Origin of the sequence: Burkholderia sp. S171, assembly GCF_009766085.1 — a bacterium.
Taxonomy (GTDB): Bacteria; Pseudomonadota; Gammaproteobacteria; order Burkholderiales; family Burkholderiaceae; genus Caballeronia.
Genome location: NZ_LMUF01000001.1, coordinates 174,657 through 200,906, shown reverse-complemented (window position 1 = coordinate 200,906; position 26,250 = coordinate 174,657). Strand labels below are relative to the sequence as shown.

Sequence of the window (26,250 nt, the reverse complement as noted above, 5' to 3'; positions counted from 1 at the left end):
ACGGCTTACTGGTAATCGACCGTGTACTGGACCGAGGTGTTGACCGGGCCGGCTGTGGCAGCACCCGTGGCGTAGTACTCAGCGAAGTACTTCAGGTTCGCAGCACCCGTCACGATCGCCACGCCGTTGCCAGCCATATCGTTGTTTTCCCCGGTCACGACGTTGATCGGCAGATGCGATGCGTTAAGCAAACGAACTTGAACGTTTTGCGCGCCGGCCGGTGCCTGGTTCGTCAGATAACCGGTGCTCTGGTCGATCGTCGGACCGTTTTCGAAACGCGCAACGGCCTTCGTTTCGGTCGAGCAGCCGCTCAGCGCAAAGGTCAGGTCGGTGGCAGCGGTCGTGCCGGCTGTTGCACCCTTTGAGCCCAGGGTTCTGTCAGTCACGGTCGGCAGCGTGACGTTCTTGTCAGCGGCGCCAACCGTTTTTGCATCGATCGAGCACGTCGTGTCGGTTACTGCACCGGTGAAGGTGATCGTGCCGTCAGCCGCGCTTGCGCCGGTTGAAGCCAAAGCCATCGTGGCCAGGGTTGCAGCAGCAGCGAGGGTGGAGATGAATGATTTCATGAACGTTTCCAGTAGAGAAATGAATAAGAGTTTGTAGACGCTTGCGGTGCTTAGGACTACTTCGTCCGGTGATACCGACCGCGCAAGGCGAGCCACCTTTTTTTCATCGTCTGGATTCGTGTAGGAGGCGATGAACCGGTTCGTCTGCGAGTGAATGAATATTAAGACCGGGCGCCTCGGATGACCCTCGGAACTGTCTTAAAGAATTAGGACAAAATTAAGAATTACTAAGAGCGAAATGGTGCGGGGGTGCGGGTGTGCGGGGGGTGAAACGCGCGCGTTGATGAACGGCACGCCAAAAACCCCAAAGGCGTCCGCTTGGGACGCCTTTGGGGTTTTAGATGAACTCAGATGGGTGAGGGTTTTCGGGAGCGCGGGGTTGCGCGAGGTTTGTTGGGGTTATGAGGAACCGCGTAGATCCCGCAATGATGTACCGCGGTGCAAACGGATGCTTCGTCGCTGAGTTCGTTGTTCGCACTTTCTTTTTTGATTACCTGACGAACGACGAGGCCGCACGCCGCACGCCGCCAATACAACCGCGTGGCGCTACCCTTCTCTCTTCGCCACGGCCACTACGAACCGTGAACGTATTACATCGAAGACGCGCTGACGATGTGGGATCGCGAGCAACAGACCCAGCGCGAGGGCATCGGCGGCGAGACCCATCGGAACGTCGATCAGCCCGCCGGTGAGCGTGAACAACACTGAATCGACCGTGAGCGAAATCACCGCGCCTGCCACGAAACACACGAGGCCATCACGGCCGACCGCACCAACCCACGGCAAGCGACGGGCGATCTGCTGCACTACTCCGCGCCGCGCCAGGTCGCTTGCAAGCCAGGCGATGCCCAAAAAATTGACGATACGCGCGCCAGCCAAGTTGCGCTTCAGATCGCCATCGAGGGAAACGGGCAGCACGAGCAACTTGTAATACGCCATGCCCGCGACAATCGCGAGCGCCGCGATGCTCACCACCCAGCCGAACCGGTGCGAACTCACCCGCTGATAGACCGGCTGGCAGCATGCGAGCACGCCAAGGACAAACATCAACTGCCACGCAGCGGGATTGAAGTCCCACAGCAAATCCTCCGCCGACGGCAGATACTCAGCCACAGGCGCCGCCACGGCCCACAGCGCGACACTGGCGCCAAGCAGAAGCCACGGCTTGCGACGCGCGAGCGGCAACACAAACGGCACAGCCAGCGCGAAGAACGCATACATGGGCAGCACGGACGATAAATACGGCTGACGGCGCAGGAGCAACACGTCGGCCAGCGCGGTGAACGGCGCGGCGAGGAAGCTGTCGAGGTCGGCGGTAGCCAGATTCGGCGCGCTGCCGAAAAATGGCCGCAGCACGAAACTGGTTAACAACATGAGGGCCGCGGTCACCACGAACGCACGGTAGATTTCGAACGCACGGCGGAAAAACCGCGCCCGGGCGGCCGACTCCGAGCGACGTGCGGCCATTGACACATAGGCGGTGGCTGTCGCGAAGCCGCCGAGAAAGACAAACACTTCGGCGGCGTCGTTGAGCGCGAACGCGTGAAGCGTCACGCGCGATAGCATGCTGCCGCCAATGTGATCGACGACGATCACCAGCAGCACGAGACCGCGAAAAAAGTCCAATTCGACCAGGCGTTGCGATTTTCCCTGCATGTGGAACCTGAAAAGTACTGCTGAACACGGGCAGCGAAGATTGAGGGTGCGGTTTCCGGTGCGGTTCCGGCTAAAGTAAGTGCACAGTTACGATAGGGCGGACAGCACTAGAGTTTACCCGCATTTGCGCGTCGCACCATTTTGGTGGTTATTCGACGCCAACCATCCATCCGTCGAACTTTTTGGCTCTGCAACGCTCTCAATTATTTCATTAAGCTTACATTTTTGCATGACAGGTCACGTATCATCGCGAACGGCCGCCGCGTAGGCGCCTTAACCGTTTTCTCCTATTTCCCCAAGACCCTTGGATCTCATGGACTATTTAGTTGCATTGGCAAGCGACCCCGGCGCGTGGGCCGCACTGGCGACGTTGCTTGTCATGGAAGTCGTGCTCGGCATCGACAACCTGATCTTCATCTCCATTCTTACGAACAAACTGCCTGAGGCGCATCGTGCGCGCACCCAGCGGCTTGGCATTGGCCTGGCGCTGGTGATGCGGCTTGGTCTGCTCGGTACGGTCGCGCTGATCGTGCGCCTGACCGCCCCGATCTTCACCGCGTTCGGACACGATTTCTCGTGGCGCGACCTGATCCTCATCGCTGGCGGTGCGTTCCTCGTGTGGAAAGCGACCACCGAGATCCATCATCACGTCGCGGGTGAAGGTGGCAATGATGGCGGTGGCGTGAAAACACCCACGCTCACGCCGTGGTCGGCGATCGGCCAGATCCTGGTGCTTGATCTCGTGTTTTCCATCGACAGCATCGTGACTGCCGTGGGCATGACCGAACACATTCCGATCATGTTCGTGGCGGTGGTCGGGGCCGTTTCGGTGATGTTGTTCGCGGCCGGACCGCTATCGCGTTTCATCGAAAGGAACCCGACTGTCGTGATGCTCGCGCTCGGTTTCCTGCTCGTGATCGGGATGACGCTGGTTGCCGAAGGGTTCGGATCGCACGTGCCCAAGGGCTACATTTACGCGGCGATGGCGTTCTCGGCGTTGGTCGAAGGGCTGAATATGCTGTCGCGCCGGGCGAAGAAGAAACGCGCTTTCGAATGATGGCGCGCTAAGTCGGCCACAGTCGACCCGCCGCGTGGCTTCCAAGCCGCGCGGCTTTTTTTTATCAGAACGGCAAGTCGGGTTGACGCGGCGGTTTATCGGCGCCGGCCACTTTTTGCGCCTTCAGCCAGCGTTCGATTGCCTGCACAACATGGTCGCGTTCGTCATCGTCCAGTCGCTTCCCCGCTTCTATGCCATGCCACTTGGCGAGGCAACTCCGGCAGCACGTCGCCGTGGCGTGCTGCGCGATAAATACCGGATGGCCTCGAAACGGAGTCTGCTTGCCATCGTTCGGAAGTTGCTCGGGTGCAAGCCGCCGGGTGATCAGCTCACGCGCGTGGCCGATCACTTCCGTCATGCCGTGCTCACGCAGATAAGCCTCTTCACGCACACCAAGCCGGAAGCGCATGCGAAAATTCGAATGCGACAAGGCGTCGAAAACGGTATCGAGATCGCGCATGGCACGTGGCTCAGGCTGGCTTGCGATACAGCGATGAATCCGTAAAACCTTCCGAATTCAGCACATACCCGACCACGATCAACGCGGTCCTTTCGATGCCTTTTTCAAGCACTTTTGCCGCGATATCGGCGAGCGTGCCCAGCACCTTTTCTTCGTCAGGCCAGCTTGCCCGGAAGATCACTGCAACAGGACACTGCGCTCCGTAATGCGGAATCAGGTCGGCGACAATCCGTTCGATATGACGCACACCAAGGTGAATCGCCATGGTCGCGCGATGGCGTGCGAGATCGGCGAGTTGCTCGCCTTCGGGCATCGACGTCTTCGTGGCGAAGCGCGTCAAGATCACGGTCTGCGATATACCCGGCAACGTGAATTCGCAGCCAAGCGATGCGGCGCACGCTGCCGCTGCCGTCACGCCGGGCACGATTTCATACGGTATCGCGAGCGTATTCAAACGCCTGATCTGTTCGCCGATTGCACCGTACAACGACGGATCGCCGGAATGCACACGCGCGACGTCTTGCCCTTTAGCGTGCGCGGCTTCGAGCAACGTAATAATTTCATCGAGGTGAAGATCCGCCGTGTTCACCACGCTTTGCGCGCTATGCCCGCTCAACACGGCTTCCGGCACGAGCGATCCGGCATACAAGATGACCGGGCACGTGCGAATCAGGCGTTGCCCCTTCACCGTGATGAGTTCGGGATCTCCGGGTCCGGCGCCAATGAAATAGACCGTCATTTAAGGGGTTTTATCGAAAAGTGGATGCGGATGGAGCCATACTTCGAGTGCGTTCAGAAGCGCGTGTGTATCGGAAAATTCGCGCTCGACCGAGGGTAAGATCGGTCGCTGCAGCATGATCACGGGCAAGCCGCGTTCCCGCGCTACCGCCAGTTTCGCCTCGGTTGCCGCGCCGCCGCTGTTCTTGCTGATCAGGACATCGGTTTGCTGCGCGTCGAAGAGCGCGCGTTCACCATCAAGCGAGAAAGGGCCACGCGCACCGATGATTGTCGCCCGTGCGGTGCCGGGGTGCGGGTCGAGACAGCGAATGGTCCAGTGTTGCGAAGGGGGAATCACATCAAGATGCGCAAGCGGTTGGCGGCCCAGCGTCCAGAGCGGATATTTATAAGGAACAAGCGTGTGGACGATGTCCGGAAATTCTGCTGCCTCCCGCCAGTCGTCGCCGGTTTGCGGTTGCCACGGTGCGCGGCGAAGCGCCCAGCATTCAATGTTCTGCAGCGCCCTGGCCGCGCTCGCGTGACGGCTCATTTGCGCAGCGTAAGGATGCGTGGCATCGACGATCAAGCCGATGGATTCTGCTTCAATAAATGCCTTTAACCCTGCTACACCGCCGAAGCCGCCCACGCGCACATGACAGCCCAGATCGCCCGGCGTACGGCCTAACCCGGCGAGGCTATAAATGTGATCAGCACCGAGACGTCGTGCGATCACCAATGCATCGCCGGTGCCGCCCAATAGCAAGATCCGTTTCATTGCGCCTCTCCCACGATGCGCCCCTGCCGGTCGATCGCAAAGCATTCCACGGCAATCTTTTCAGGCACCACGCTCAACGCAAATTGCCGCGCGTGTTCGCAGACAATGTTTCCGAGCGGCACGCCCTGCTCGTGCGCGAGCAGCAGCGCTTCCTGGCTCGTGTTGGCTCCGCACATGGCCTGTTGCAAACTGGCGCTTGCGCCCGAACTCGCGGCCCAAGCCGCGAGTTGCGGCAGATCGATGCTTGAGTGACTGCTATGCAAGTCCATATGTCCCGCGGCCAGCTTGCTGATCTTGCCGAAGCCGCCGCACAGGCTCAACTTATCGATCGGCACGCGCCGCAAATGCTTGAGCACAGCACCCACGAAATCGCCCATTTCAATCAGCGCGATGTCCGGCAAGTTGTAGCGAAGACGCATGGCGTCCTCGCTCTGATTACCCGTGCATGCCGCGATATGAACGTACCCATTCGCGCGGGCAACATCGATACCTTGATGAATTGAAGCGATATAAGCCGAGCAGGAAAACGGCCGGACAATGCCGGTCGTCCCGAGAATCGATAACCCACCGACAATCCCCAAGCGTGGATTCATCGTCTTGAGTGCGAGTTCGGCACCGTTTTCCACGCCGATGCTGACTTCGAAGCCACCGCTGTATCCGTGTTCTTTTGCGAGTGCTGCAAGGTGATCGGTCATCATCTTGCGCGGCACGGGATTGATAGCGGGTTCGCCGATGGGAAGAGCCAGTCCGGCCCGCGTGATGGTGCCCACGCCCGGTCCCGCGAGGAACCGCACACCGGGTTCTTCAAGCAAACTTACGCGTGCAAAAACGATCGCGCCGTGCGTGACGTCGGGGTCATCGCCGGCGTCTTTTACGGTACCCGCTTCCGCGCAATTGTCTCCGGTGAGACGGCAGAACACGAGCGGCATCACGACCTGCTGACCCTTCGGCAGCGTAATGTCCGCGTGCTCGCTGACACGACCCGCGAGCAGCAATCGGGCTGCTGCAAGCGACGTCGCGGTCGCGCAACTACCCGTGGTCAATCCAGTGCGTAGCGGCGCGGGCTGTTCGGGCGTTTCGTCACGCATGGAGATAACCGATAAGCATCATGGTTTAACCGCATGCAGCAGCGTAATGGGAAGCGCTTGACGCCAGGTATCGAAGCCGCCTAAGGGCTGTGCGTGTGCAACACCTATCCGCATCATCTCCCCGCCATGAAGCGCACGCCACGCGACGAGCGTGGCCTCGCTCTGGATCGTGACCGCGTTGACGATCAATCTGCCGCCTTTCTTCAGATGAGACCAGCACGTCTCAAGCATGTCCGGCGCGGTCACGCCACCGCCGATAAAAATCGCGTCGGGCTCGGGAAGTCCGGCCAACGCGTCCGGCGCTTCGCCCTCGACCAGTTGTAACCCCGGCACGCCGAGCGCGTCGCGATTGTATTCGATCAGGCGTTGACGCTCGCCATTCGCTTCAATCGCGATGGCACGGCAACTCGGGTGCGCGCGCATCCATTCGATACCAATCGAACCGCATCCCGCACCCACGTCCCACAGTAATTCTCCCGGCTCGGGTGCAAGCCGCGACAGCGTGATCGCGCGGACATCGCGCTTGGTGAGCTGGCCGTCGTGCTGGTACGCATCGTCGGGAAGACCGGGCGTCAGCGGCAAGCGCAGTGCAGGGTTTTCCGCGATGCACTCGATCGCTACCAGATTTAGCGCGGCCACTTCGCTTGTCGCCCACGCGCTCGCCACGCGATCGATACGCCGCTCCTGATCGCCCCCCAGATGCTCGAACACGCTCAGACGGCTCGCCCCAAAACCACGTTTCGTCAGTAATGCGGCGACCAAGCCTGGGCTCGTAGCGTCGCTGCTTAGAACAAAGACGCGCGCGCCGGGATGCAGCTGCGTTTCTAGCGCCGCGACCGGCCGCCCGACCAGCGACACCACCGCGACGTCCTGCAGCGCCCAGTGCAAACGCGCGGCGGCAAGTGACAACGATGACGGCGCGGGCTCCACGCAGAATTCATCCGCAGCCAGTTCGCGGGCGAACGTCGTGCCGACGCCGAACATCATCGGGTCGCCGCTCGCGAGCACGCACACCCGTTCACGCCCATGACGATATTCGAGTACCGGCGCAATCGTGAACGGCGTAGGCCATGCGCGACGTTCGCCGCCAATCCGGACCGGCAAGAACGCGAGATGACGCGCGCCGCCGAAAATCGTATCGGCAGCAAGCAGCGCCTGACGCGCCTGACGGCTCAGTCCGCGCCAGCCATCCTCCCCGATCCCCACCACGGTCAACCACGGTGTCATCCGCCGATCCTCGCTTGATTCATTCAGTGATTGCGCCGCGTCTACAACGTAGCCGAGACAATGCCGCTAAAGCACGTCCGGCCTGACCCCGATCCGCTTTATCCGCTGCAAAAACGGGCATAATACCGTGTTAGTCGGTGCCCTTACGGGCCTAACAGGGAACACAGCAGAACTGTGGCTGCCCCCGCAATTGTACGCAGCGAGTCCGCGCTCCACTGCCACTGGTTTCGACTGGGAAGGCCGGTGCGGACGGCGACCTGCCAGCCAAGAGACCTGCCGACCGGAATTCTTCGTGCAAGCCAACATCGGGCGGGGTGTACCGATGCCGCGAACGTGCCACGCCCTTCAGGGTGCGGCATGCTCGAGGCGCCGCGCGAGACCGAACGGGTCACGCTTTGAACGAATCACTCACTACTGTACGCGGATTAGCGCACGCATCAACGCAAGCATTGCGGCCATCGGCTTGTCCGGGCCTGATGCGGATTGTGCCTGCACGCGATGGTGGCCTGTGCCGCATTCGCCTTGCATCGGGCGAACTGAGTGCAGCGCAGGCACGCGTGGTGGCGCACGCTTCGCGGACGTTCGGTTCGGGCTTGATCGATTTGACCAATCGCGCGAATCTGCAGATCCGCGGCGTAGGGGAAGACTCGCGGGAAGCGCTTGTCTCGCTGCTCGTCGACGCGGGACTCGGCCCTGTCACGCCGGGTTCCGACGACCAGCGTAACGTCATGTCCAGTCCGCTGGCTGGCCTCGATTCGCACGCCGCGCTCGATGTCGCACCGCTCGTTTCCACGTTACTCGGGCAGATGCAGCGCGACGCGCGTTTGAATCAGCTATCGCCGAAATTTGCGTTGATGGTGGACGGTGGCGAGCGCCTCGCCATGCTCGATCATCCTCACGATGTGTGGCTTTCAGCGGTATCGGCGGAACGGTTTGTATTCGGGCTTGCGGGCTGTCCACCGCGGTTCGAAAACGACGCGCCGGCATTGGCTGCAGTGAAAACCGGTCACGTCCCCGCGCTGGTCGATGCGCTGCTGCACACCTTCCTCGATCTCGCGCAGCCTTGGCAGACCAGGATGCGCGATCTGCTGACGACGTGTTCCATCGAAGAAATTCTTCGCCTCGTTCAGGAAAAGCTTGGCTTCGCTTTGGATCGTGAGGTTGAGGACTGGCGTCGTCCCGCATCCGATGCAAGGCTGCGTTTCGGCGTGCATCGTCAAGGGACGAGCGACAGCGTGTGCGTGGGTGCGCAAGTTCCGCTTGGACGCCTGGATGCCGCGGCACTGTCTTCTCTCGCCGATCTCGCGCCACGATTACGCATGACGCCATGGCAAAGCGTCATGCTGCTCGATGTGTCGTCTGCAGAGGCCCAAGCGGTCACGGAACAACTCGCCTCACTCGGCCTCGCGACAACCCCCGACGAACCGTTCGCGCGCCTCATCGCGTGTACGGGTTCGCAAGGCTGTGCGAAAAGTTTCGCCGATACCAAAGCCGACGCGCACCTTCTCGCCCAGTCGATGCCACCTGCCGGCGACGTCCACCTGAGCGGCTGCGCGCGCTCATGCGCAGCGGCACACCGCGTCGAGAACACGCTGATCGCTGTCGCTCCCGGTCGCTACGATCTTTACGGCGAGGCGCCTGAACCCCTCGCCCGCCATCTCACCATAGAACAGGCAGCCCACTGGCTAGCCCGGAGTCACTTTGATGCTTGACTACATTCGCGACGGCCAGGCGATCTATCGCGCGTCGTTTGCGACCATTCGCGCCGAGGCTAACCTCTCGGCCGTTCCCGCCGATCTCGAGAAACTTGCCGTGCGCGTGATCCATGCATGCGGCATGACGGACGTAATCGATGACCTCGTGTTCTCACCCGGCGCGGGCACGGCAGGCCGCCTCGCGCTTAGCCGAGGCGCCCCCATTCTCTGCGATGCACGCATGGTCGCCGAGGGCATCACGCGTGCGAGGCTGCCGGCGGACAACCGCGTGATCTGCACGCTCAACGATCCTTCCGTGCCCGACCGCGCTCGCACGCTCGGCAACACGCGCTCCGCAGCTGCACTTGAGCTGTGGAAACCGGATCTGGAAGGCAGCGTCGTGGTGATCGGCAATGCGCCCACGGCGCTCTTTCATCTGCTCGACATGCTCGACGCGGGCGCGCCGAAACCTGCGCTGATCCTGGGCTTTCCGGTGGGTTTTATCGGCGCGGCGGAATCGAAGGCGCTGCTTGCCGCCGATAGCCGCGGCGTGCCGTTCGTCGCGTTGCGCGGCAGACGTGGCGGCAGCGCGATGGCGGCGGCCGCCGTGAACGCGCTGGCAACGGAGACCGAATAGATGAGCGGACGCCTCTATGGCCTCGGTGTCGGCCCTGGTGACCCCGAGTTGATCACAGTGAAGGCACTGCGTTTGCTGACCTCCGCGCCGGTCGTGGCTTACTTCGTGGCGAAGGGCAAGAAAGGCAATGCGTTCGGGATCATTGAAGCGCATCTCACGGAGACCCAGACGCGTTTGCCGCTGGTGTATCCGGTCACGACCGAAGCGCTTGAACCGCCGCTTTGCTATGAAACGATCATCGGCGACTTCTACGATGAATCCGCCATTCGCATTGCGGATCATCTGGAAGCGGGACGCGACGTGGCCGTGATCTGCGAAGGCGATCCGTTCTTCTACGGCTCATACATGTATCTGCATGACCGGCTGGCCGAACGCTTCGAAGCGCACGTAGTGCCGGGCGTGTGTTCCATGCTGGGTGGCGTAGCTGTGCTTGGGGTGCCGCTCGTGTATCGGAACCAGAGTTTGTCGGTGTTGTCGGGCGTGCTGCCGGAAGCGGATCTGAGGGAACGTCTCGCCACCGCCGACGCCGCCGTGATCATGAAACTCGGTCGCAACTTCGACAAGGTGCGTCGCGTGCTGACCGAACTCGGACTCGACAAACGCGCGCTGTACGTCGAACGCGCGACCATGGCGAACCAGCGCATCGTGCCGCTGGAAGAAGTCGAGCCCATGGCATCACCCTACTTCTCGCTGCTCGTCGTGCCGGGGGAAAAATGGCAGGCGTGACCCCTTTGAACGATCAAGTGCCTGCGGCAATCGTCGTGCTGGGGATGGGGGCAATCGATACCGCGCGCCGCATTCAGACGCGGTATCCCGGATCGCTTGTCCATGGTCTCACGAGCCGCGTGCAGGCCGATATTGGCTTCACTGAACTCGGCCCGCATCTGCGCGAACTCTATGCACGCAACACGCCGATCGTCGCGTTATGCGCAGCGGGAATCGTGATTCGATGCCTCGCCTCTGCGCTTGGCGGTAAGACCTATGAACCGCCTGTGCTGGCCGTGGCCGAGGACGGCAGTGCCGTCGTGCCTTTGCTTGGCGGGCTGGGCGGCGTGAACGTGATGGCGCGTGAAATCGCGGCGGCGCTGGACGTTGCACCGGCGATAACGACCAGCGGAGAACTACGTTTCGGCACTTGCCTGCTGAACCCGCCAGCGGGTTATGTGCTAGCCGATATCGAGCACGGAAAGCGTTTTGTGTCGGACCTGCTCGCGGGCGCCACGATGCGCGTTGAGGGTCATGCGCCGTGGCTCGACGCAGCAGACCTGCCACGCGCTGCCGACGCAAGCCTGGCAATCCGCGTCACGCCGCATACGAGCGAGGTTGCCGGCGAGTTGATGATTCATCCGCGCTGTGTGGTTTTGTGCGTGGCGGCGTTGTCGTCGGAAGACTCGATCGTCGAAGGTGTGCGTCTCATGTTGCGTGAACATCGTCTTGCATCGATGTCGCTGGCGGCGGTGCTCGCACCTCTGAGCATGATGGCATCTGCACCGCTTGCAGACGCCGCACGGACGTTGGGAGTACCGCTGCGCTTTGGAACACTTCCTGCAGGCTTCGAAACGCTCAAAACCAGTGACGACGGTATCGTGATTGCCCTCGCGCCACAGCCGGTCGACACCTCAACGCTCGGGCAAGCACGTGGCATAGTAACCGTGATTGGTCTCGGCCCCGGCAGCGCGGATCTGATGGTGCCCGCGGCAAGACAGGCTTTAACGCAAGCCGACGATGTCCTCGGTTACGAGACCTATGTGCGCATGGCCGGTCCATTCGCGCCGCATCAAGTACTGCATAGCACCGACAACCGCGAAGAGATGCAGCGTGCGCGCCATGCGTTCGAATTGGCGAGTGCCGGACGTAACGTAGTGGTTGTATCGTCGGGAGATCCTGGCGTCTTTGCGATGGCCGCGGCCGTGCTCGAAGCGCTCGATGAGGCCCGCGATAACGTTCTGTGGAACGCGGTGGGATTGCAGGTCATACCGGGTGTATCGGCCGCGCTCGCCACAGCCGCTCGCGCCGGCGCGCCGCTTGGACACGACTTCTGCATGCTGTCGCTTTCGGACAATCTCAAGCCGTGGGCCGTGATAGAAACCCGCTTGCGTCACGCGGCTCAAGCCGATCTCGTGATGGCGTTTTATAACCCCGTCTCGCGCGCGCGGCCGTGGCAACTCGATCGTGCGCTGGATATCGTGCGTGAGCATCGGAGTGGCGCGACCTTGGTCGTGCTGGGTCGAAACATCGGCAGGCCGGGTGAAACGCTGACTACCACGACGCTGGATAAACTGCATTCCAGTCAGGTCGATATGCGCACGATGGTGATCGTAGGTTCATCCACCACACGTAGTTTTCCGCGGGCTGATGGCCACGGCGACTGGGTATACACGCCGCGCTGGTACGAATGAACTAAGCGGTAGTCATGGAAGCGGCCGTACGATAGTCCGCTTGCCAAGATTCGGCTAGCGTCACGCAACGCCCTAAACGCACCGCCTCACTCTCGAAATCGACGATGACAATCTGATCCGCGGCATCGGGACGCGATGGCGTCTCCGGACTGCGGCCGTCGGTCAGCAACCACAGGAAGCGCCGCTGTGAAGGGCGATGACGTGCAGCCCTGAGAAGCACATTGGCGCCTGTGCGCACGCCCAGCGCTAGCGGCGTTCCTCCGCCCCCACCTATGGGGGCAAGCCAGCGATCGTTCCACCAATGCGCCGCCCCGGGTTCGCGACGCACTTGCGCTGTCGCACCGCCAAAGCAGACCAATGCAACCTCTGCACGCTCGCGATACGCCCGGTCGAACAACGCCACGACGAGTCCTTTCGCCAGCGCAAGCCGCTTGCCGCTTAGCATCGACCCGGAACAATCGAGCACGAAGCAATGCAACGCGCTGCTGTCGCCTTGCTCGCGATGGAACCTCAGGTGCGTTTCATCCAGAGGTCGATTGCGCTTGGCCAGCAGCGTTTGCAACCAGTCGACGCGCGTGCTCACTTGGCCCGCGCGCGATCGTGATTTACCCGGTGCTGAAGCATCAAGCCATCGAAGGCGGCCGGGTTCGGCCTGTGGATCCTGCCTTCGATGGCTCAGGATTTTTTTGCGGCAAGCGGCCTGACGTTCTTGACTGCTGTGATGTCTACGGGCTCAGGAGGCATGTAGCCATAGCTTGCTTCGTCGGTGTCTTTGGGACGTTGTTGAGCACGGGACTCAGAAGAGCCATGGTCGCTAGCCGCGCTGCCATCCTTGCGCCGATGCAACAGCACCGATTCCGCTACGCGTTCAACATGCTCGACGTTCACCGCTGAAGCTTCCTCAAATGCGGCGAGCGCTCGCGCGGCGCGCAACATGACGAGATCGGCGCGCAAGCCATCCACATGCGCCTCGATGCATAACTCGCTGACGCGCGCGTGAACTGCGTCGTCGAATTCGAGGGCCGGAAGCGTCGCTCTGGCTTGGCGAAGCCTCAAGGCCAAGGCTTCTTGCTGCCTCGCAAACCGCGAGCGAAAAGCTTCCGGATTCATATCGAATGCGAGACGCGCCTTGACGATCTCCTGGCGTTTTGCGGCGTCAAAGCAATTCTCCAATTCCACTGCCAGCCCGAATCGATCCAGTAGTTGCGGCCTGAGTTCGCCCTCCTCTGGATTCATCGTCCCGATCAGCACAAAGCGCGCTTCATGCCGATGCGAAATGCCGTCGCGTTCAATCACGTTCACACCGCTCGCGGCTACATCGAGTAACTGGTCCACGAGTTGATTGGGCAGCAAATTGACTTCATCGACGTACAACACCCCTTGATGCGCCTTCGCGAGCAAACCCGGCGAAAAGCGCACGCCGCCGTCGCGCAACGCAGCTTCGATATCCAGCGAACCGATCAACTGTTCCTCGCTCGCCCCCAGCGGCAAGGTTACGAACTGCCCTTCCGGCAGTAGTTCGGCAAGCGCGCGCGCGGTTGTCGATTTCGCGGTGCCACGTGGACCGCTGACCAGCACGCCGCCCAGTGCAGGATCGACTGCCGCCAATAAAAGCGCTTGCTGCAAGGGTTCTTGTGCGACCAATGCGGCAAACGGGAAGATGAATTCGTTCACGTTCGTTGCCCTTCGAGTTGCTGTTCGGCATCCAGCAGATGGCGTTCGATCTGCTCCTGATACGCGCCTGGACTTTGCCATAAGCCGCGCTGCATCGCTTCGGTCAAACGCTCGCAGATTGAATGGAGCGCGTGCGGATTATGCTGCTGCATGAACTCGCGCGTGTCTGCGTCGTTGACGTAGGCATCAGCGACCAGCGCGTACTGATGATCCGATACGACCCGCGCGGTGGCGTCGTAACCGAACAGATAATCTACTGTTGCCGCGAGTTCCGACGCGCCCTTGTAACCATGCCGCTTCACGCCGTCGATCCATTTCGGATTGACCACGCGCGAGCGGATCACGCGAGAGATTTCTTCCTGCAATGTCCTGATACGCGGCGCGGCGGGATTGCTGTGATCGGGGTTATACGCATGCGGCTGGGTGCCGGAAAGATGCCGCACGGCCGCTACCATGCCACCCTGGAACTGGTGATAATCGTTCGAATCCAGCAAGTCGTGTTCGCGATTGTCCTGGTTCTGCACCACCACATCGATGGTCGACAAACGCGCGCCGAAGGTCTCGCGAGCCTCCACGCCATCGCCCTTTTGCGAATACGCATAACCGCCCGAACTTTGGAAACCGCTCGCAAGATCGGCGTCGTTTTGCCATTGCTTCGCGTCGATCATCTCTTGCAAACCCGCGCCGTATGCGCCCGGCTTCGTGCTGAACACACGCCAACCCGCGCGCAAGCGGGCTTCCTTCTCATCCAGCCCGCGCGCCATGTGTTCGTCGCGTTCACGCATGATGCGCGCACGGATCGGGTTGATGTCCTCGGCCTCATCGTCGAGTTCCGCGACGGCTTGCACAGCGGCATCGAAGAGATGCATCAGGTTCGCGAACGCATCGCGGAAAAATCCCGACACCCGCAGCGTCACATCAATGCGCGGGCGATTGAAAATCGTGATGGGCAGGACTTCGAAATCAGTCACGCGATTGCTGCCTGCCGCCCACTTCGGCCGCACGCCGATCAGCGCCATGGCTTGCGCGATATCGTCGCCGCCGGTACGCATGGTCGCCGTGCCCCATACTGATAAACCAATCGCGCGCGGGTAATCGCCGTGCTCCTGGAGGTGGCGTTCGATCAGCAGATTGGCTGACTTGAGGCCAAGTGTCCATGCTGCACGCGTTGGCACGGCGCGGGTATCGACGGAGTAGAAATTGCGGCCGGTAGGCAATACGTCCGGCCTTCCACGCGATGGCGATCCACTCGGGCCCGGCGGCACAAACCGCCCGTCGAGACCGCGTTTAAGCTGCTTCAACTCTTGCGGGCCGCACGCGTCGAGCCGCGCGAGCAAGTCGCCATTCAGGCGTGTAAGTACCTGCGATGTATTCGGCCCCGCCGTGTCCGATGGCCGGTCGAGCAACGAGGTTGCGAGCAACTCGAGACGCTCACGGGTGTCGCCATGATGACGCCACGGCGTGTCCAGAATCCCTAGCAATTCAGCAGGACGGGGACCCGTCCACGGCGCGCTCCAGTCGGCATCGAGGGGATCGAACGTGTCGCCCAGGTTCAAATCGCGAGCCAACGCGGTCAGCACACTCGCGTTCGCGCCTTGCGCGTCACCAATCGGATAACGGCCGAGGGCAAGCAGCGTATCGCGGCGTTGCACGCCCTGCGGCGAGACGCCGAACACATGCAGGCCATCGCGGATCTGAGCCTCTTTGAGCTCGCATAAATATGCGTCGGCGCGGGTCAGTAACGCGTCTTCAGTATCGGAATCGCGAGGTTTATCGAGTCCGAGTTCCTCATGCAGCCGATGTTCGACAATGCTCGCCAGAATCGTCTTGCGCAGGAGTTTCGCGCGGCGCGGATCGACCATCAGCGCTTCATAATATTCGTCGACCTGACGCTCAAGGTCCTGCAGCGGACCGTAGTTTTCAGCGCGCGTGAGCGGCGGCATCAAATGGTCGATGATGACCGCCTGCGCCCGCCGCTTCGCCTGACTGCCCTCGCCCGGATCGTTGACAATGAACGGGTACAGATGCGGCATGGCGCCGAGCGTCAGGTCAGGCCAGCACGACGCGCTCAATGCGACGCTCTTGCCCGGCAGCCATTCCAGGTTGCCGTGCTTGCCGACGTGAACGATTGCATCCACGTTGAATCGCAGCCGCAGCCAGAAGTAGAACGCGAGATACGCATGCGGCGGCACAAGCTCCGCGTCGTGATAACTCGCGTAGTCGCCACGTTCACGCGAACGCGCCGGCTGGATGCCGATGAACACATGCCCGCAGCGCCAGCCCGCGATCATGAAGCGGCCGCGCCGGATTGTGGGATCGCTTTCGGGTGGACCCCAGCGCATGTTCAGCTCCTGCTGGACGTTGTCCGGCAGCTTGGCGAAAGCGTCGAGGTAATCGTCAAGCGCCAGGCTTTGCAACGCGGGACGCAAGTCGCGAACCACGGGGTCATTCGTCACGCCCGAGGTCAGCGCGTGCATCAGCGCATCACCATCGGCGGGAATTTCATCCACTCGATACCCTTCGTTAGCTAGCATCGAAAGGATATTGACGACGGAGGCGGGTGTATCGAGACCCACGCCGTTGCCGATGCGGCCCTCACTCAACGGGTAGTTCGCGAGCACGAGCGCGATGCGCTTTTCAGCGTTAGCGAGTTGCCGCAAACGACACCAGCGTTGGCTCAACTCAGCCACGAAACGCACCCGTTCAAGATCGGGCTGATAACGCACGACATCGACTTGCGTGATCTTGCATCGATACGCAAGTCCCTTGAAACTGATCGCGCGCGTGATGATGCGTCCATCGACTTCCGGCAGCGCGACATGCATGGCGACATCGCGCGAATTCAGCCCGTGGTTGTCCTTCAACCAATCCTCGCGATTTCCGCCGCTAAGGATGACTTGCAGTACCGGCGCGTCACCCGCGAGTTCGAAAGGCACAGGGTCGTCTATGACGCCGGCAGCAAACGAGGTCGTGTTCAGCACCAGCGACGCACCGTGATCCGCGCAAAGCTGCTGCACAACTTCGCGGCTCAAAGGGTCTTTTAGCGACGCCATCGCGATCGGCAGCGGATTGAGTCCCTGCGCTTCCAGCGCCTCGATTAAAGCATCGAACACGTCCGTATTGCCGGACTGTAAATGGGCCCGATAGAACAACACGGCGACGACGGGCGCACCGTGAACCCAACGTGTTGTCCAGTCATCAACGGTCGCGATCTGCCGCGCCGGATGATAGATTGCCACGGCGGGCAGCGGACTCGGCGCACGCGCTTCACGCCCATATCCCAACGCTCGAAACGCGATGCAACGAAGAAATTCTTCGGCATTTTTTGCACCGCCCTCACGCAGATAACGCCATAGCTGATCGCACAATGCGGGCTCGGCCGTACTCTTCGCCACGAGGTTCGGATCTTCCTGCAGATCGCCGGAAAACATCACGAGCATCTGGCCGTTGCGGCGCGCGAGCGTGGTAATGCTCTCAATTCCGTAAGGCCAGTACGCTTCACCACCAAGGTGATCAATGACGATCACGCGCGCATGTTTCAGCACGTCATCGACGTAAAAATCCACCGATGCCGGTTGTCGCAGGAACGCCTGATTTGCCAGCCGCACAGCCGGAAAGTCCGCTTCCAGATGCGGCACGACACTCGCGAGTAGCGAGAGCGTGGTATCGGCCGAACTGAGCACGACGATCGGCGCAGGCGTTTGGTCGATACGCATGACGCCGGCTGCGTCGTCGACAAAACCGCCGGGCGTCGTGCGTAGAAGATGCATGGATCAGGCCTGCACGGGTGCGTTGGCGAGCGCGGCGACCAGCGCTTGTTGCAGACGCGGCTGATCGAGATCTTCACCAATCAGCACGAACCGGCTGGTCTCGCTGGCCGCTTCGGCAGCAGTCCAGCGGCGATCGAAATAGGTATCGAAACGCTGGCCTACCCCTTGCACGACAAGCCGCATGGGCGTGCCCGGCAACGCCGCAAAACCCTTCACGCGATAGATCGTGTTGGCATCGACCAGTGAGCGCAGTGCGGCGACCACGGCCTCGCGCGACTCGACCCGCGCTTCCACCACGACTGAATCGAAGTCGTCGTGATGATGATCGGCGTGGCCTTCATCATCGACGGAACCATGATGATCGACACGCAAATGAATAGTCGTTTCCGATGCCGCCTCAAGCCCGAGCAGCGCGTGCAGATCGAGCTGCCCCATCTGCGCCGGCACGATCTTCACGCCCGCCGGAATCTCACCGCGAATCAGTGCTTCCACCGCACGCTGCTGCGTTTCATCGATCAGATCGGTCTTGTTGAGAATCACCAGGTCCGCCGACGCAAGCTGATCTTCGAACAACTCATGCAGCGGCGATTCGTGATCGAGGTTCGGATCGGCGCGGCGTTGTGCGTCGACAGCTTGCGGGTTCGCCGCGAACTGGCCGCTTGCCGCAGCGTGACCGTCGACCACGGTCACCACAGCGTCCACAGTGAATGCATTCTTGATCGACGGCCAGTTGAAAGCCTGCACGAGCGGCTTGGGCAACGCCAGGCCGGAGGTCTCGATCAGCACATGATCGATCTGATCGCGCCGCTCGACGAGTTGCTCCATCACCGGATAAAACTCTTCCTGCACCGTGCAACACAAACAGCCGTTCGACAGCTCATACAGATTCGGTTGATCCGTGACGCTTTCATCCTCGCAACCGATGTTGCAGCCCTTCAGGATTTCGCCGTCGATGCCCAGTTCGCCGAACTCGTTCACGATCACCGCGATCCGCAGCCCTTTCGCGTTTTGCAGGATGTGCCGCATCAATGTGGTCTTGCCGCTGCCGAGGAAACCCGTTACGACCGTGGCCGGGATTTTGCGCATTTGCATCCGTTGCTCCGTAGTATCGATTGGCTGCTTGCTGCCGGAATGCGTCGCCCTTTTCTGACCCTTTGCTGACTCAAGCGAGCAATGAAAAAGCCCGCGCGGATGTCGCGATGCAGGATGGCAATCCGGAAAAGCATGGTGAAAAGTGTCGACCGTATGCCGCATCCCCGCGACAAACGTCCGCTTCAGGTGTTGACTCGTTCCGGCCGGTATCCGGGCTGACGAAAATGCCGCTTCACCTTCCCACATGATGTATCCATGCAGTGGTTTTTCGAAGCCGGCTTTACCGTGCGAGGTGGCGTGAACCCGGCGTGAACCAGGATAAAACCACGTCGCGCGATTTTCGCTTTACCGTTGCGGGGGCAGCGCAGGTTGGCACGGCCGGGGTTCCGGCAACGCTTCCTGCTTCCCGTTTAACTGCGCGCAGCAGAGACCACGCGCGAGCACCAGAAACTACGGCGAAGTCTAGGCTGATGGGGGATTAGCGTCAAGGATCAGGGCGGGGTGCGGACGGGGTTCAGGCCCTGCCTTCTGACGAGTGATTTTGCCGTTCCGAGCGCAAAAACCCGGCACTCCCGGCCGGTTCTAGCCTGTAAAAGCCCAGCGCAAGCAACACTCGCTGTGCTATCTTTGGCCCGCGTCTGGTGCTCACGCGCGCTTTTCCCGCGCGCGTAGTTAAACGGGAAACAGGATGCACACGCGCGTATTCTCGAGGCTCAAGGCTTACGCTGCAGGCCTCACGCGCCGTGTCGACAAAAACCTGTGCTGTCCCCGCAACGGTCAAGCGACCCGCGCCCGCTTCGATTGACTCTCATTCCTGACTTTCATTCGAACCGAGCGCCCATTTCCTCCAAAGCCACTGCTCCAACGAGCGGGAAGGCGAGCGGAATGCGGTCGCCAAGCCCGGATACCGGCCAGTCGCCAAGTGGCGCGCTCTAGCTTTAATAGCGCGTCGGACGCCACATCCGCGAGGGACGGATGAAGGACGTAATGTTGATATCGTCTTACATGAATCCAATTTTGCAACGCTTTCGCTCACCCTCGTACCGACCGTTCTGCCGGCTATCTGACGCGTGTCCAGGTCGCGCAAACGAGGCGCAATCATGAGCACGTCCGGCCGCGTCTGGCTGATCGGCGCCGGCCCCGGCGACGTCGAGCTGATGACGCTCAAAGCCGTGCGCGCGCTGTCGGAAGCCGATGTCGTCCTCGTCGATGACCTCGTGAATCCCGATGTGCTGAAGTTCGCCCGCGCCAACGCGGTCATTCGTTACGTCGGCAAGCGCGGCGGACATCCGTCTACCCCGCAAGCTGCGATCATCGAAGACATGCTGGCCCATGTGCGCGCTGGCCACGTCGTCGCGCGGCTGAAAGGCGGCGATCCATTCGTCTTCGGGCGCGGTGGCGAAGAGGTCCAGGCGCTGCATGCGGCAGGCGTGCAAGTGGAGGTGATCTGCGGCATCACGGCGGGCATTGCCGCGCCGGCCGCCGTCGGCATTCCGGTCACGCATCGCGATCACACCATGGGCGTCGTGTTTGTCACCGGCCACGGTGCCAGCCGCGAAGCGGGCGCCCATGCAGCCGAGCCCGACTGGCGCGCGCTGGTCGCGACGAAGATGACGCTGGTCGTGTATATGGGCGTACGGCGGCTCACGGATATCACCCACGCATTGGTCGATGCCGGGCTCGATCCGGAGACGCCGGCGGCCGCCATAGAACGCGCTACCCGTCCCGATCAACGGCATCTGCGAGCGCCGCTCAGGCACCTCGCGGAAGCGGTGGAGCGCGCGGGAATCGGAGCGCCAGCAATCGTGGTGATCGGCTCGGTCGCCGGGCTGGGGATTGCGAGCGCGCTGGATTACGTCGCACAGCAATCATGAGCACATGGGTCATCGGCATAGGCTGCCGGCGCGATGTCAGCGTCGAACAGATTCATGCTGCCGTGTTCGGGGCGCTGGGGACGCGGCCGGTGGCGAGCACGCGAGCGCTGGCATCAATCGATAGCAAGAAAGACGAAGCCGCCCTGCTCGAATTCGCCGCTCGCCACGGTTTGCCCCTGCAATTTTTTTCGAAGCAAGACATCGCGCAGGTTGAAACCAGCACGTCGGAACGGGTTCAGGCGCTGCTTGGTATCGACGGCGTCTGCGAACCCTGCGCGCTGCTCGCGTCGCGCAACGGGCGAATCATCGTGCCGAAAAGAGTGACCGATGGCGTGACCGTCGCGATTGCCGAAGACGACCTCGGACAAGAAATCAAGCAACAGACTGACAACCAGGGAACATGATGAAAACGGACGAAGAATCGCATCTGCGCATGACCCAGCGACGCAAGGAAGGCCACGAGAAAAAGCAGGCCGCCGCCGCGCTCGAGAAGGGCCTCCTGATCGTCAATACGGGCACGGGCAAGGGTAAGACCACTGCGGCGTTCGGCATGGCCGTACGTGTGCTCGGACACGGCATGCGGCTCGGCGTGGTGCAGTTCATCAAGGGTGCGCTGCATACGTCCGAACGCGATTTCCTTGGCGCAATCGCGAACTGCGATTTCATCACCATGGGCGACGGCTACACGTGGGACACGCAGAACCGCGATGCCGATGTTGCGACGGCTCGCCGAGGCTGGGACGCCGCGCGCAAGATGATTGAAAGCGGCGAGTATCAGATGGTCATCCTCGACGAACTGTGCACGGTCCTCAAATACGAGTACCTGCCGCTCGACGAAGTGCTCGCGGTGCTCACCGCGCGACCCGAGATGCTGCATGTGGTCGTGACAGGCCGCCATGCGCCCGAGGCGCTGGTCGAAGTGGCCGATCTCGTGACGGAGATGCGCCCGATCAAACATCCGTATCGCGAGCAAGGGGTGAAGGCGCAACGTGGCGTCGAGTTCTGACGTGCGCGCCTGCCCCGCTTTATTCATCAGCGCGCCTGCGTCGAACCAGGGCAAGACCACCGTCACGGCAGGGCTCGCGCGCTATCACGCGCGGCAAGGCCTGCGGGTGCGGGTCTTCAAGACCGGCCCCGATTTTCTCGATCCGATGATCCTGGAACGCGCATCCGGCGCGCCGGTGTATTCGCTGCATTTGTGGATGGTCGGTGAAAGCGGCTGCCGCGCGCTGCTCGCGCAAGCGGCGCAGGAAGCCGATTTGATCCTGATCGAAGGCGTGATGGGTCTCTTCGACGGCACGCCCAGCAGCGCCGATCTCGCCACCACGTTCGGCGTGCCGGTGCTCGCCGTGATCGGCGCACACGGCATGGCGCAGACCTTCGGCGCAATGGCGTTCGGGCTCGCGCGCTACCGGGCGGACCTGCCGTTTTATGGCGTGCTCGCCAATCGCGTGGCATCGGCGCGGCATGCGCAAATGCTGAGTGAATCCATCCCCGAAGGCATTCGATATTGCGGGCATCTGTCGAGCACCGACGACTTTGCGCTACCCGGACGGCATCTGGGTCTCACGCAAGCAGCGGAGGTGGCGGACATCGATGCCCGGCTGGATCGTGCAGCGGACGCCATCGGCGAGACGGCGTTGCGCGATCTGCCGCCCGCGGTGGCGTTCGAGCATGAAGCGACAGAACAGCCGCCGCGTTTGCTGGAAGGCATGCACATCGCCATTGCTCGCGATGACGCGTTTTCATTCATCTACCCGGCAAATCTCGATCTGCTGGAGGCGATGGGCGCGACGCTCGCGCTTTTCTCTCCTCTCGCCGATGAACCCGTCCCCGCGCATGCCAATGCGCTTTATCTGCCGGGTGGATATCCGGAGTTGCACGCTGCCCGGCTTTCAGCGAACGCAGTGAGTGCGGCCTCGATTCGCGAGCATGTCGCGGCCGGTAAAGCGGTGGTCGCGGAATGCGGCGGCATGCTGTATCTACTCGATTCGCTGACGGACATCGAAGGTTCGCAGCATGCGATGCTTGCCCTTTTGCCGGGGCACGCGAAGATGCAGAAACGCCTGGCCCGGCTAGCGATGCAGCGTGTTGAAAGCCGTCACGGCACTCACACCGGCCACACCTTCCACTACTCGTCGATGACGACCGGCATGTTGCCGATGCTCACCGCAACGCACGCCACCACCGGCGTTGAAGGCGAAGCGATTTATCGTCATGGCCCGATCACCGCGACCTACATGCACACTTACTGGCCGACGAATCCGGCGGCAGCGGCCGCCCTCTTTCGCGGCGAAACGCTATGACAACGCCTATGGAATTGCCGATGGAAACGGAAGCACCACTCGAACTCACGTTCACCATCGAGCGCGCTAAACAGCTTCAACCCGTCGGCTCGCCGTGCACCGACGTATGCCGGCTCGACAAGACCACGGGTCATTGCGAAGGCTGCTTCAGAAGCCGCGAGGAAATCAAGGCGTGGAAAACAATGGCCGACGGCGACAAGCTCGCGCTGTTCGATACCCTGCTTGCACGCAAGGCCGCGTTATAAAAAAAGGGCGGCCCGCAAGCCGCCCCTCATCGAGTCCACACTAACGCATCAACCAAGCGCTCAGACCGAAGCAATCCGCCGCACCGGCACCTTTTCCAGTTCACGTTGTGCGAGCACGCCGAAGAGCAAACCCAGCGTGGTCCAGATCACCGCCTGGATACCGATTGCCGCCACGCGGAATTTCCATAGCAGCGCGGCTGAGAACAGCTTCGGCACTTCGTCGATGGGCGGCAGCGCAACGTACGCCAACCCCATCAGCACGATATAAACGGCAACCGAGACCAGCACTGCATCCCAATTTCCGTGACGTGCTTGCAAACGACGCTGCAAGCGCACCGCAAACACGGCCACGATCAGCGAAATGGCGACCATGCCGAAAAACAGCGCGGTTCGTGCGCCGATAGTCTCCGGGTTGCCCACGGAAGGCGGATTAGGCGGATATTTAAGGAACGGCACAATCGCAATAGTCACGAAGCCGAACAAGCCGAGCAACGCCGACGTACCGCGAGCGCGCAAAGCGCCAATCCTTGCATACGAAAAAGCGAACACGAGCGAGAACAGGCCGCCCAGCGCGGTCCCGAACACGCAGACACCGGTCAGTAATCCCAGCCCCGCTTGCGTGCCGCGACTGACGAGTTCGACGTCGTCGGCGGGATCGTGGGGATGCCCGGCCGCCGCGTCCGCTTCATCGCGCAGCTTGTCCTGCTGCGACTCGAAAGCAATCGCGCGATCAACCGCTGGCTCACCAAAGGTTTTCGCCACGCAAAAGCCCAGCAGGCCCGCGACGAGTCCCGCGATCATGCCGCGTATCAAAAGGTTTCGGATCATGGTCGGTCTCAGTGGCAGGGAAAGCCGAGCAGATGGCGACCATCGTGGACGAACTCGTGGATATACATGCCCTGGAAGATCGAGGTCGCGCCCTGTTCGGCGCCGACAAAATAAATCGCGATCAGCAAAAGCAGACCGATAAAGACGGCCCAGGGCAACACTTCACGCACCGGAATGGGCACGGGTGCATCAAATGCGGGATTGTTGCCGGACAAACTGGCGGATGCGGCAGGATGATTCATGAACGACTCCAAGGGAATGCGCGTCCCGTAAGACAAAAGAAAGGCTGCAGCGGGGGTCTGACTTGCAGAGGCTGAACGAAGGCTGAAACGCTATCAGCCCCATTCGACATCCGCTCACAGTGGCGCGACCGTGCCGGGTTTTCACCGACTTCCTCGCGCTGCAAGCTTGCCATTCTAAAATGAGTTGGTGGAATGTAAAGCAGTCCGTTAGCAATCCCTTAATCGAGCGTCATGAAAACCGAACTTATCTTGCTGTGCCACGCGACTACGCACGCGATGAAAACCGGCTCGTTTCCAAGTACCGGCGACGCGATTGATGAGCTTGAGTTACCCCGACTCCCGCAGCTTGCTTCGATGTTTCAACCCGATCGCATCGTCACAAGCCCGGCCCACGCGGCCATGCAAACCGGACGGGCGTTCGGAATCCCGACGCGTGTCGACGCCTCATGGAGCGACCTGGATTACGGTCTGTGGCAGGGTCGTCCGATCCGCGAGGTCCATGATGAAGACGCGGCTGGATTGGGCGCATGGCTTTCCGAACCGGGAAGCGCGGCGCATGGCGGCGAAAGCCTGGAAGCCCTTCAAACAAGGGTTCGCGGTGCGCTGGGGAGCATTCGGGAGGCGGGAGTCATGCTGGTCGTAACGCATGCAATCGTTGTCAAGACCGTGCTGGCGATCGTGCTGGACGCACCGCTCACGGCCATTTATTGCATGGACCTGGAACCGCTTTCGGCGCTCACACTCACTCTTTCAGGCGAAGCATGGCGTTTTCGATGCAAGTCTTCGGTATGACGAAAACACGTCGCTCTTGCTAGCGGCTGAAAACAATGATGAAGCGCTGAGAGCGCGTAAGGTGTCACCCCTTCGCGCCGCGCGCCATCCGCTGAAGCGTCGAAGAATCGATCGCGCCTGCGCAGATCCTGATCGCTTCCGTTAGCGTGCGAGGGCGTCCCGCGGCAAAATGCGCTTCAAGAATTGCGATGGCGCGAAGGCGTTCGTCATTGCCAAGCTTCTCGCCGGTAGCTAATTCGAGCACCGATATAAAGTACGTCGCTGGTGGTGTAGTGCGGGAAGGCGCCGTTGGCGTGGCTGCGGGAATCGCATCCGACCATGCTTGTCTTGCGATGCTCGCAACATCGGATTGAGCGCGCCAACCCGTTTCTCTTGTTTCAAATTCGGTTCTGCTAGTCATCAATCAAGCCCTGAAATAATCCTTGGATCACCCCGGGATACTTAGCAAGGACTATTCCAGCTTCACGACGAAGATCTCACGGCGCGCATCCAACGCCCTTGAACATGACTGGCCGCTTGATCGCTGAATCAGCGGGCGTCGTGAACCCCGTCCCACCGACGCGACAACAGGATCAACACCGGCATCAGGAAGGCCCAGCCGATCGCCAGCACGATCGTTGCCGGCAATGGATGCGCAAATCGCACTGCGCCCAGCGCTGCGCCGGCGCGAAACGACATTGGCCCTGCTATGGCGCCAAGCACCGAAGCAAGCAACATGCGTTGCTTGAGCCACCCGAACGTGGTGTTGAACTGGGCCGCGAACAGCGCCCACAATGCAAGGATCCAGTAAGGTGCAGCACCCGGCAACACGGTGCCGTTGGGATACACGAGCAACCCGGTCGCAACCGGCACGCTCTCCCAGATCGCACCCACCAACACCACACTGACCAGCAGCTTGAACTCCTGCATCGGCCGCTCGACGCGCGCCAGATGCATAGCGACGAGCACAATGGTGGTGGCCACGCCCATCCATGGCACGTCGCGTGCGGCGCTCAGCACACAGGCAAACCAGCCGAGTTGCCCGATTACGAAATAGACGGACGGCGCCCACCGTTCGACTATTGATGGGCGCCGTGTGTCAATGGATGAGTCGTGCATGCGGTTTCCAGTTTCCGGGCAAAGTGCAAAATGCATAAGTGCAGAACGTACAT

Annotated in this window: 25 protein-coding genes and 4 riboswitches; of the genes, 11 read left to right on the top strand and 14 right to left on the bottom strand. The window is 61.3% G+C overall.

Features of this window, described 5'->3' with window-relative positions; all coding sequences use genetic code 11:
- Positions 1 to 5: 5 nt before the first annotated feature.
- Together GSQ93_RS00910 and GSQ93_RS00905 are read right to left on the bottom strand one after the other, a co-directional pair.
- Complete coding sequence (locus GSQ93_RS00910) at positions 6 to 566, bottom strand: fimbrial protein (RefSeq protein ID WP_216857558.1); 561 nt, start codon at positions 564 to 566, stop codon at positions 6 to 8.
- A 546-nt stretch (positions 567 to 1,112) separates the two neighbouring features.
- Positions 1,113 to 2,222 (bottom strand): OpgC domain-containing protein, encoded by a 1,110-nt coding sequence (locus GSQ93_RS00905; RefSeq protein ID WP_158933807.1) that lies wholly within the window; start codon positions 2,220 to 2,222, stop codon positions 1,113 to 1,115.
- Positions 2,223 to 2,535: 313 nt separating this feature from the next.
- On the opposite strand from GSQ93_RS00905, the gene GSQ93_RS00900 reads away from it, so the two are divergent.
- On the top strand, positions 2,536 to 3,279 hold the full coding sequence (locus GSQ93_RS00900) for a TerC family protein (RefSeq protein ID WP_158933806.1): 744 nt from the start codon (positions 2,536 to 2,538) through the stop codon (positions 3,277 to 3,279).
- A gap of 64 nt (positions 3,280 to 3,343) precedes the next feature.
- Here the strand turns inward: GSQ93_RS00900 and GSQ93_RS00895 are convergent, their stop codons facing one another.
- From GSQ93_RS00895 to cbiE, 5 genes are read right to left on the bottom strand one after another with little or no spacing between them, the layout of a single operon-like run.
- Positions 3,344 to 3,739, bottom strand: a complete 396-nt coding sequence (locus tag GSQ93_RS00895) for a DUF4186 domain-containing protein (protein WP_158933805.1) — start codon at positions 3,737 to 3,739, stop codon at positions 3,344 to 3,346.
- Positions 3,740 to 3,749: 10 nt separating this feature from the next.
- Positions 3,750 to 4,478 (bottom strand): precorrin-4 C(11)-methyltransferase, encoded by a 729-nt coding sequence (gene cobM / locus GSQ93_RS00890; RefSeq protein WP_158933804.1) that lies wholly within the window; start codon positions 4,476 to 4,478, stop codon positions 3,750 to 3,752.
- On the bottom strand, positions 4,479 to 5,231 hold the full coding sequence (locus GSQ93_RS00885) for a cobalt-precorrin-6A reductase (protein ID WP_158933803.1): 753 nt from the start codon (positions 5,229 to 5,231) through the stop codon (positions 4,479 to 4,481).
- Positions 5,228 to 6,319 (bottom strand): cobalt-precorrin-5B (C(1))-methyltransferase, encoded by a 1,092-nt coding sequence (locus GSQ93_RS00880; RefSeq protein ID WP_158933802.1) that lies wholly within the window; start codon positions 6,317 to 6,319, stop codon positions 5,228 to 5,230. Before GSQ93_RS00880 ends, GSQ93_RS00885 begins: the two co-directional genes overlap by 4 nt.
- Before the next feature lie 18 nt (positions 6,320 to 6,337).
- A complete protein-coding gene (cbiE, locus tag GSQ93_RS00875; protein WP_158933801.1) occupies positions 6,338 to 7,546 on the bottom strand; it encodes a precorrin-6y C5,15-methyltransferase (decarboxylating) subunit CbiE in 1,209 nt (402 codons plus the stop codon).
- A gap of 118 nt (positions 7,547 to 7,664) precedes the next feature.
- A riboswitch (cobalamin riboswitch) is annotated at positions 7,665 to 7,842 on the top strand.
- Between the two features lie 99 nt (positions 7,843 to 7,941).
- Here cbiE and cobG point away from each other — a divergent pair.
- The 4 genes from cobG to cobJ are packed head-to-tail and all read left to right on the top strand — an operon-like array spanning position 7,942 to position 12,276.
- Positions 7,942 to 9,258 carry a precorrin-3B synthase gene (gene cobG / locus GSQ93_RS00870; RefSeq protein WP_254073697.1) on the top strand — a complete coding sequence of 439 codons (1,317 nt, stop codon included), beginning with the start codon at positions 7,942 to 7,944 and terminating at the stop codon, positions 9,256 to 9,258.
- A complete protein-coding gene (locus tag GSQ93_RS00865; RefSeq protein WP_158933800.1) occupies positions 9,251 to 9,877 on the top strand; it encodes a precorrin-8X methylmutase in 627 nt (208 codons plus the stop codon). Before cobG ends, GSQ93_RS00865 begins: the two co-directional genes overlap by 8 nt.
- Complete coding sequence (locus tag GSQ93_RS00860; RefSeq protein WP_158933799.1) at positions 9,878 to 10,603, top strand: precorrin-2 C(20)-methyltransferase; 726 nt, start codon at positions 9,878 to 9,880, stop codon at positions 10,601 to 10,603.
- Positions 10,604 to 10,647: 44 nt separating this feature from the next.
- Entirely contained in the window at positions 10,648 to 12,276 is a 1,629-nt protein-coding gene (cobJ, locus tag GSQ93_RS00855) for a precorrin-3B C(17)-methyltransferase (RefSeq protein WP_254073700.1), read from the top strand.
- A 1-nt stretch (position 12,277) separates the two neighbouring features.
- Here the strand turns inward: cobJ and GSQ93_RS00850 are convergent, their stop codons facing one another.
- The 4 genes from GSQ93_RS00850 to cobW form a co-directional block, all read right to left on the bottom strand.
- Complete coding sequence (locus tag GSQ93_RS00850) at positions 12,278 to 12,859, bottom strand: VWA domain-containing protein (RefSeq protein ID WP_254073696.1); 582 nt, start codon at positions 12,857 to 12,859, stop codon at positions 12,278 to 12,280.
- A gap of 92 nt (positions 12,860 to 12,951) precedes the next feature.
- Positions 12,952 to 13,950 (bottom strand): ATP-binding protein, encoded by a 999-nt coding sequence (locus tag GSQ93_RS00845; RefSeq protein WP_254073695.1) that lies wholly within the window; start codon positions 13,948 to 13,950, stop codon positions 12,952 to 12,954.
- Positions 13,947 to 17,720, bottom strand: coding sequence for a cobaltochelatase subunit CobN (gene cobN / locus GSQ93_RS00840; protein ID WP_158933796.1), 3,774 nt, complete (start codon positions 17,718 to 17,720; stop codon positions 13,947 to 13,949). The genes GSQ93_RS00845 and cobN overlap by 4 nt, the downstream gene beginning before the upstream one ends.
- Before the next feature lie 3 nt (positions 17,721 to 17,723).
- The gene (gene cobW / locus GSQ93_RS00835) at positions 17,724 to 18,812 is read right to left on the bottom strand and encodes a cobalamin biosynthesis protein CobW (RefSeq protein ID WP_158933795.1); all 1,089 of its coding nucleotides are present in this window, start codon (positions 18,810 to 18,812) and stop codon (positions 17,724 to 17,726) included.
- A gap of 183 nt (positions 18,813 to 18,995) precedes the next feature.
- Positions 18,996 to 19,275, bottom strand: a riboswitch (cobalamin riboswitch).
- Positions 19,276 to 19,434: 159 nt separating this feature from the next.
- Positions 19,435 to 19,743, top strand: a riboswitch (cobalamin riboswitch).
- A 169-nt stretch (positions 19,744 to 19,912) separates the two neighbouring features.
- On the opposite strand from cobW, the gene cobA reads away from it, so the two are divergent.
- The 5 genes from cobA to GSQ93_RS00810 are packed head-to-tail and all read left to right on the top strand — an operon-like array spanning position 19,913 to position 23,237.
- Entirely contained in the window at positions 19,913 to 20,686 is a 774-nt protein-coding gene (gene cobA / locus GSQ93_RS00830; protein ID WP_158933794.1) for a uroporphyrinogen-III C-methyltransferase, read from the top strand.
- Positions 20,683 to 21,090 carry a cobalamin biosynthesis protein gene (locus GSQ93_RS00825; RefSeq protein ID WP_158933793.1) on the top strand — a complete coding sequence of 136 codons (408 nt, stop codon included), beginning with the start codon at positions 20,683 to 20,685 and terminating at the stop codon, positions 21,088 to 21,090. The genes cobA and GSQ93_RS00825 overlap by 4 nt, the downstream gene beginning before the upstream one ends.
- Positions 21,090 to 21,692, top strand: coding sequence for a cob(I)yrinic acid a,c-diamide adenosyltransferase (gene cobO, locus GSQ93_RS00820; protein WP_158933819.1), 603 nt, complete (start codon positions 21,090 to 21,092; stop codon positions 21,690 to 21,692). The genes GSQ93_RS00825 and cobO overlap by 1 nt, the downstream gene beginning before the upstream one ends.
- A gap of 1 nt (position 21,693) precedes the next feature.
- Positions 21,694 to 22,992, top strand: a complete 1,299-nt coding sequence (locus GSQ93_RS00815) for a cobyrinate a,c-diamide synthase (protein ID WP_158933818.1) — start codon at positions 21,694 to 21,696, stop codon at positions 22,990 to 22,992.
- Entirely contained in the window at positions 22,989 to 23,237 is a 249-nt protein-coding gene (locus GSQ93_RS00810; protein ID WP_158933792.1) for a DUF1289 domain-containing protein, read from the top strand. Before GSQ93_RS00815 ends, GSQ93_RS00810 begins: the two co-directional genes overlap by 4 nt.
- A 60-nt stretch (positions 23,238 to 23,297) precedes the next feature.
- Here GSQ93_RS00810 and GSQ93_RS00805 read toward each other — a convergent pair whose 3' ends face one another.
- Both GSQ93_RS00805 and GSQ93_RS00800 read right to left on the bottom strand, forming a co-directional pair.
- Positions 23,298 to 24,065, bottom strand: a complete 768-nt coding sequence (locus GSQ93_RS00805) for a CbtA family protein (RefSeq protein WP_158933791.1) — start codon at positions 24,063 to 24,065, stop codon at positions 23,298 to 23,300.
- 8 nt (positions 24,066 to 24,073) lie between these two features.
- The gene (locus tag GSQ93_RS00800) at positions 24,074 to 24,307 is read right to left on the bottom strand and encodes a CbtB-domain containing protein (RefSeq protein ID WP_158933790.1); all 234 of its coding nucleotides are present in this window, start codon (positions 24,305 to 24,307) and stop codon (positions 24,074 to 24,076) included.
- A 30-nt stretch (positions 24,308 to 24,337) separates the two neighbouring features.
- Positions 24,338 to 24,485: riboswitch (cobalamin riboswitch) on the bottom strand.
- 53 nt (positions 24,486 to 24,538) lie between these two features.
- Between GSQ93_RS00800 and GSQ93_RS00795 the strand changes: the two genes are divergently transcribed.
- The gene (locus tag GSQ93_RS00795) at positions 24,539 to 25,099 is read left to right on the top strand and encodes a histidine phosphatase family protein (RefSeq protein WP_158933789.1); all 561 of its coding nucleotides are present in this window, start codon (positions 24,539 to 24,541) and stop codon (positions 25,097 to 25,099) included.
- Between the two features lie 528 nt (positions 25,100 to 25,627).
- Here GSQ93_RS00795 and GSQ93_RS00790 read toward each other — a convergent pair.
- Positions 25,628 to 26,197 (bottom strand): DUF2878 domain-containing protein, encoded by a 570-nt coding sequence (locus tag GSQ93_RS00790; RefSeq protein ID WP_158933788.1) that lies wholly within the window; start codon positions 26,195 to 26,197, stop codon positions 25,628 to 25,630.
- Positions 26,198 to 26,250 lie beyond the last annotated feature (53 nt).

What these genes read in the sequence shown, in the direction of transcription:
- cobA (WP_158933794.1), top strand. Translation starts at nt 19,913, where the DNA reads ATGAGCACGTCCGGCCGCGTCTGGCTGATCGGCGCCGGCCCCGGCGAC.
- cobN (WP_158933796.1), bottom strand. Translation starts at nt 17,720, where the DNA reads ATGCATCTTCTACGCACGACGCCCGGCGGTTTTGTCGACGACGCAGCC.
- GSQ93_RS00860 (WP_158933799.1), top strand. Translation starts at nt 9,878, where the DNA reads ATGAGCGGACGCCTCTATGGCCTCGGTGTCGGCCCTGGTGACCCCGAG.
- cobM (WP_158933804.1), bottom strand. Translation starts at nt 4,478, where the DNA reads ATGACGGTCTATTTCATTGGCGCCGGACCCGGAGATCCCGAACTCATC.
- GSQ93_RS00790 (WP_158933788.1), bottom strand. Translation starts at nt 26,197, where the DNA reads ATGCACGACTCATCCATTGACACACGGCGCCCATCAATAGTCGAACGG.
- GSQ93_RS00805 (WP_158933791.1), bottom strand. Translation starts at nt 24,065, where the DNA reads ATGATCCGAAACCTTTTGATACGCGGCATGATCGCGGGACTCGTCGCG.
- GSQ93_RS00910 (WP_216857558.1), bottom strand. Translation starts at nt 566, where the DNA reads ATGAAATCATTCATCTCCACCCTCGCTGCTGCTGCAACCCTGGCCACG.
- GSQ93_RS00885 (WP_158933803.1), bottom strand. Translation starts at nt 5,231, where the DNA reads ATGAAACGGATCTTGCTATTGGGCGGCACCGGCGATGCATTGGTGATC.
- GSQ93_RS00905 (WP_158933807.1), bottom strand. Translation starts at nt 2,222, where the DNA reads ATGCAGGGAAAATCGCAACGCCTGGTCGAATTGGACTTTTTTCGCGGT.
- GSQ93_RS00900 (WP_158933806.1), top strand. Translation starts at nt 2,536, where the DNA reads ATGGACTATTTAGTTGCATTGGCAAGCGACCCCGGCGCGTGGGCCGCA.
- GSQ93_RS00800 (WP_158933790.1), bottom strand. Translation starts at nt 24,307, where the DNA reads ATGAATCATCCTGCCGCATCCGCCAGTTTGTCCGGCAACAATCCCGCA.
- GSQ93_RS00895 (WP_158933805.1), bottom strand. Translation starts at nt 3,739, where the DNA reads ATGCGCGATCTCGATACCGTTTTCGACGCCTTGTCGCATTCGAATTTT.
- GSQ93_RS00795 (WP_158933789.1), top strand. Translation starts at nt 24,539, where the DNA reads ATGAAAACCGAACTTATCTTGCTGTGCCACGCGACTACGCACGCGATG.
- GSQ93_RS00810 (WP_158933792.1), top strand. Translation starts at nt 22,989, where the DNA reads ATGACAACGCCTATGGAATTGCCGATGGAAACGGAAGCACCACTCGAA.
- cobJ (WP_254073700.1), top strand. Translation starts at nt 10,648, where the DNA reads ATGGGGGCAATCGATACCGCGCGCCGCATTCAGACGCGGTATCCCGGA.
- cobW (WP_158933795.1), bottom strand. Translation starts at nt 18,812, where the DNA reads ATGCAAATGCGCAAAATCCCGGCCACGGTCGTAACGGGTTTCCTCGGC.
- GSQ93_RS00880 (WP_158933802.1), bottom strand. Translation starts at nt 6,319, where the DNA reads ATGCGTGACGAAACGCCCGAACAGCCCGCGCCGCTACGCACTGGATTG.
- GSQ93_RS00825 (WP_158933793.1), top strand. Translation starts at nt 20,683, where the DNA reads ATGAGCACATGGGTCATCGGCATAGGCTGCCGGCGCGATGTCAGCGTC.
- GSQ93_RS00865 (WP_158933800.1), top strand. Translation starts at nt 9,251, where the DNA reads ATGCTTGACTACATTCGCGACGGCCAGGCGATCTATCGCGCGTCGTTT.
- cbiE (WP_158933801.1), bottom strand. Translation starts at nt 7,546, where the DNA reads ATGACACCGTGGTTGACCGTGGTGGGGATCGGGGAGGATGGCTGGCGC.
- cobO (WP_158933819.1), top strand. Translation starts at nt 21,090, where the DNA reads ATGAAAACGGACGAAGAATCGCATCTGCGCATGACCCAGCGACGCAAG.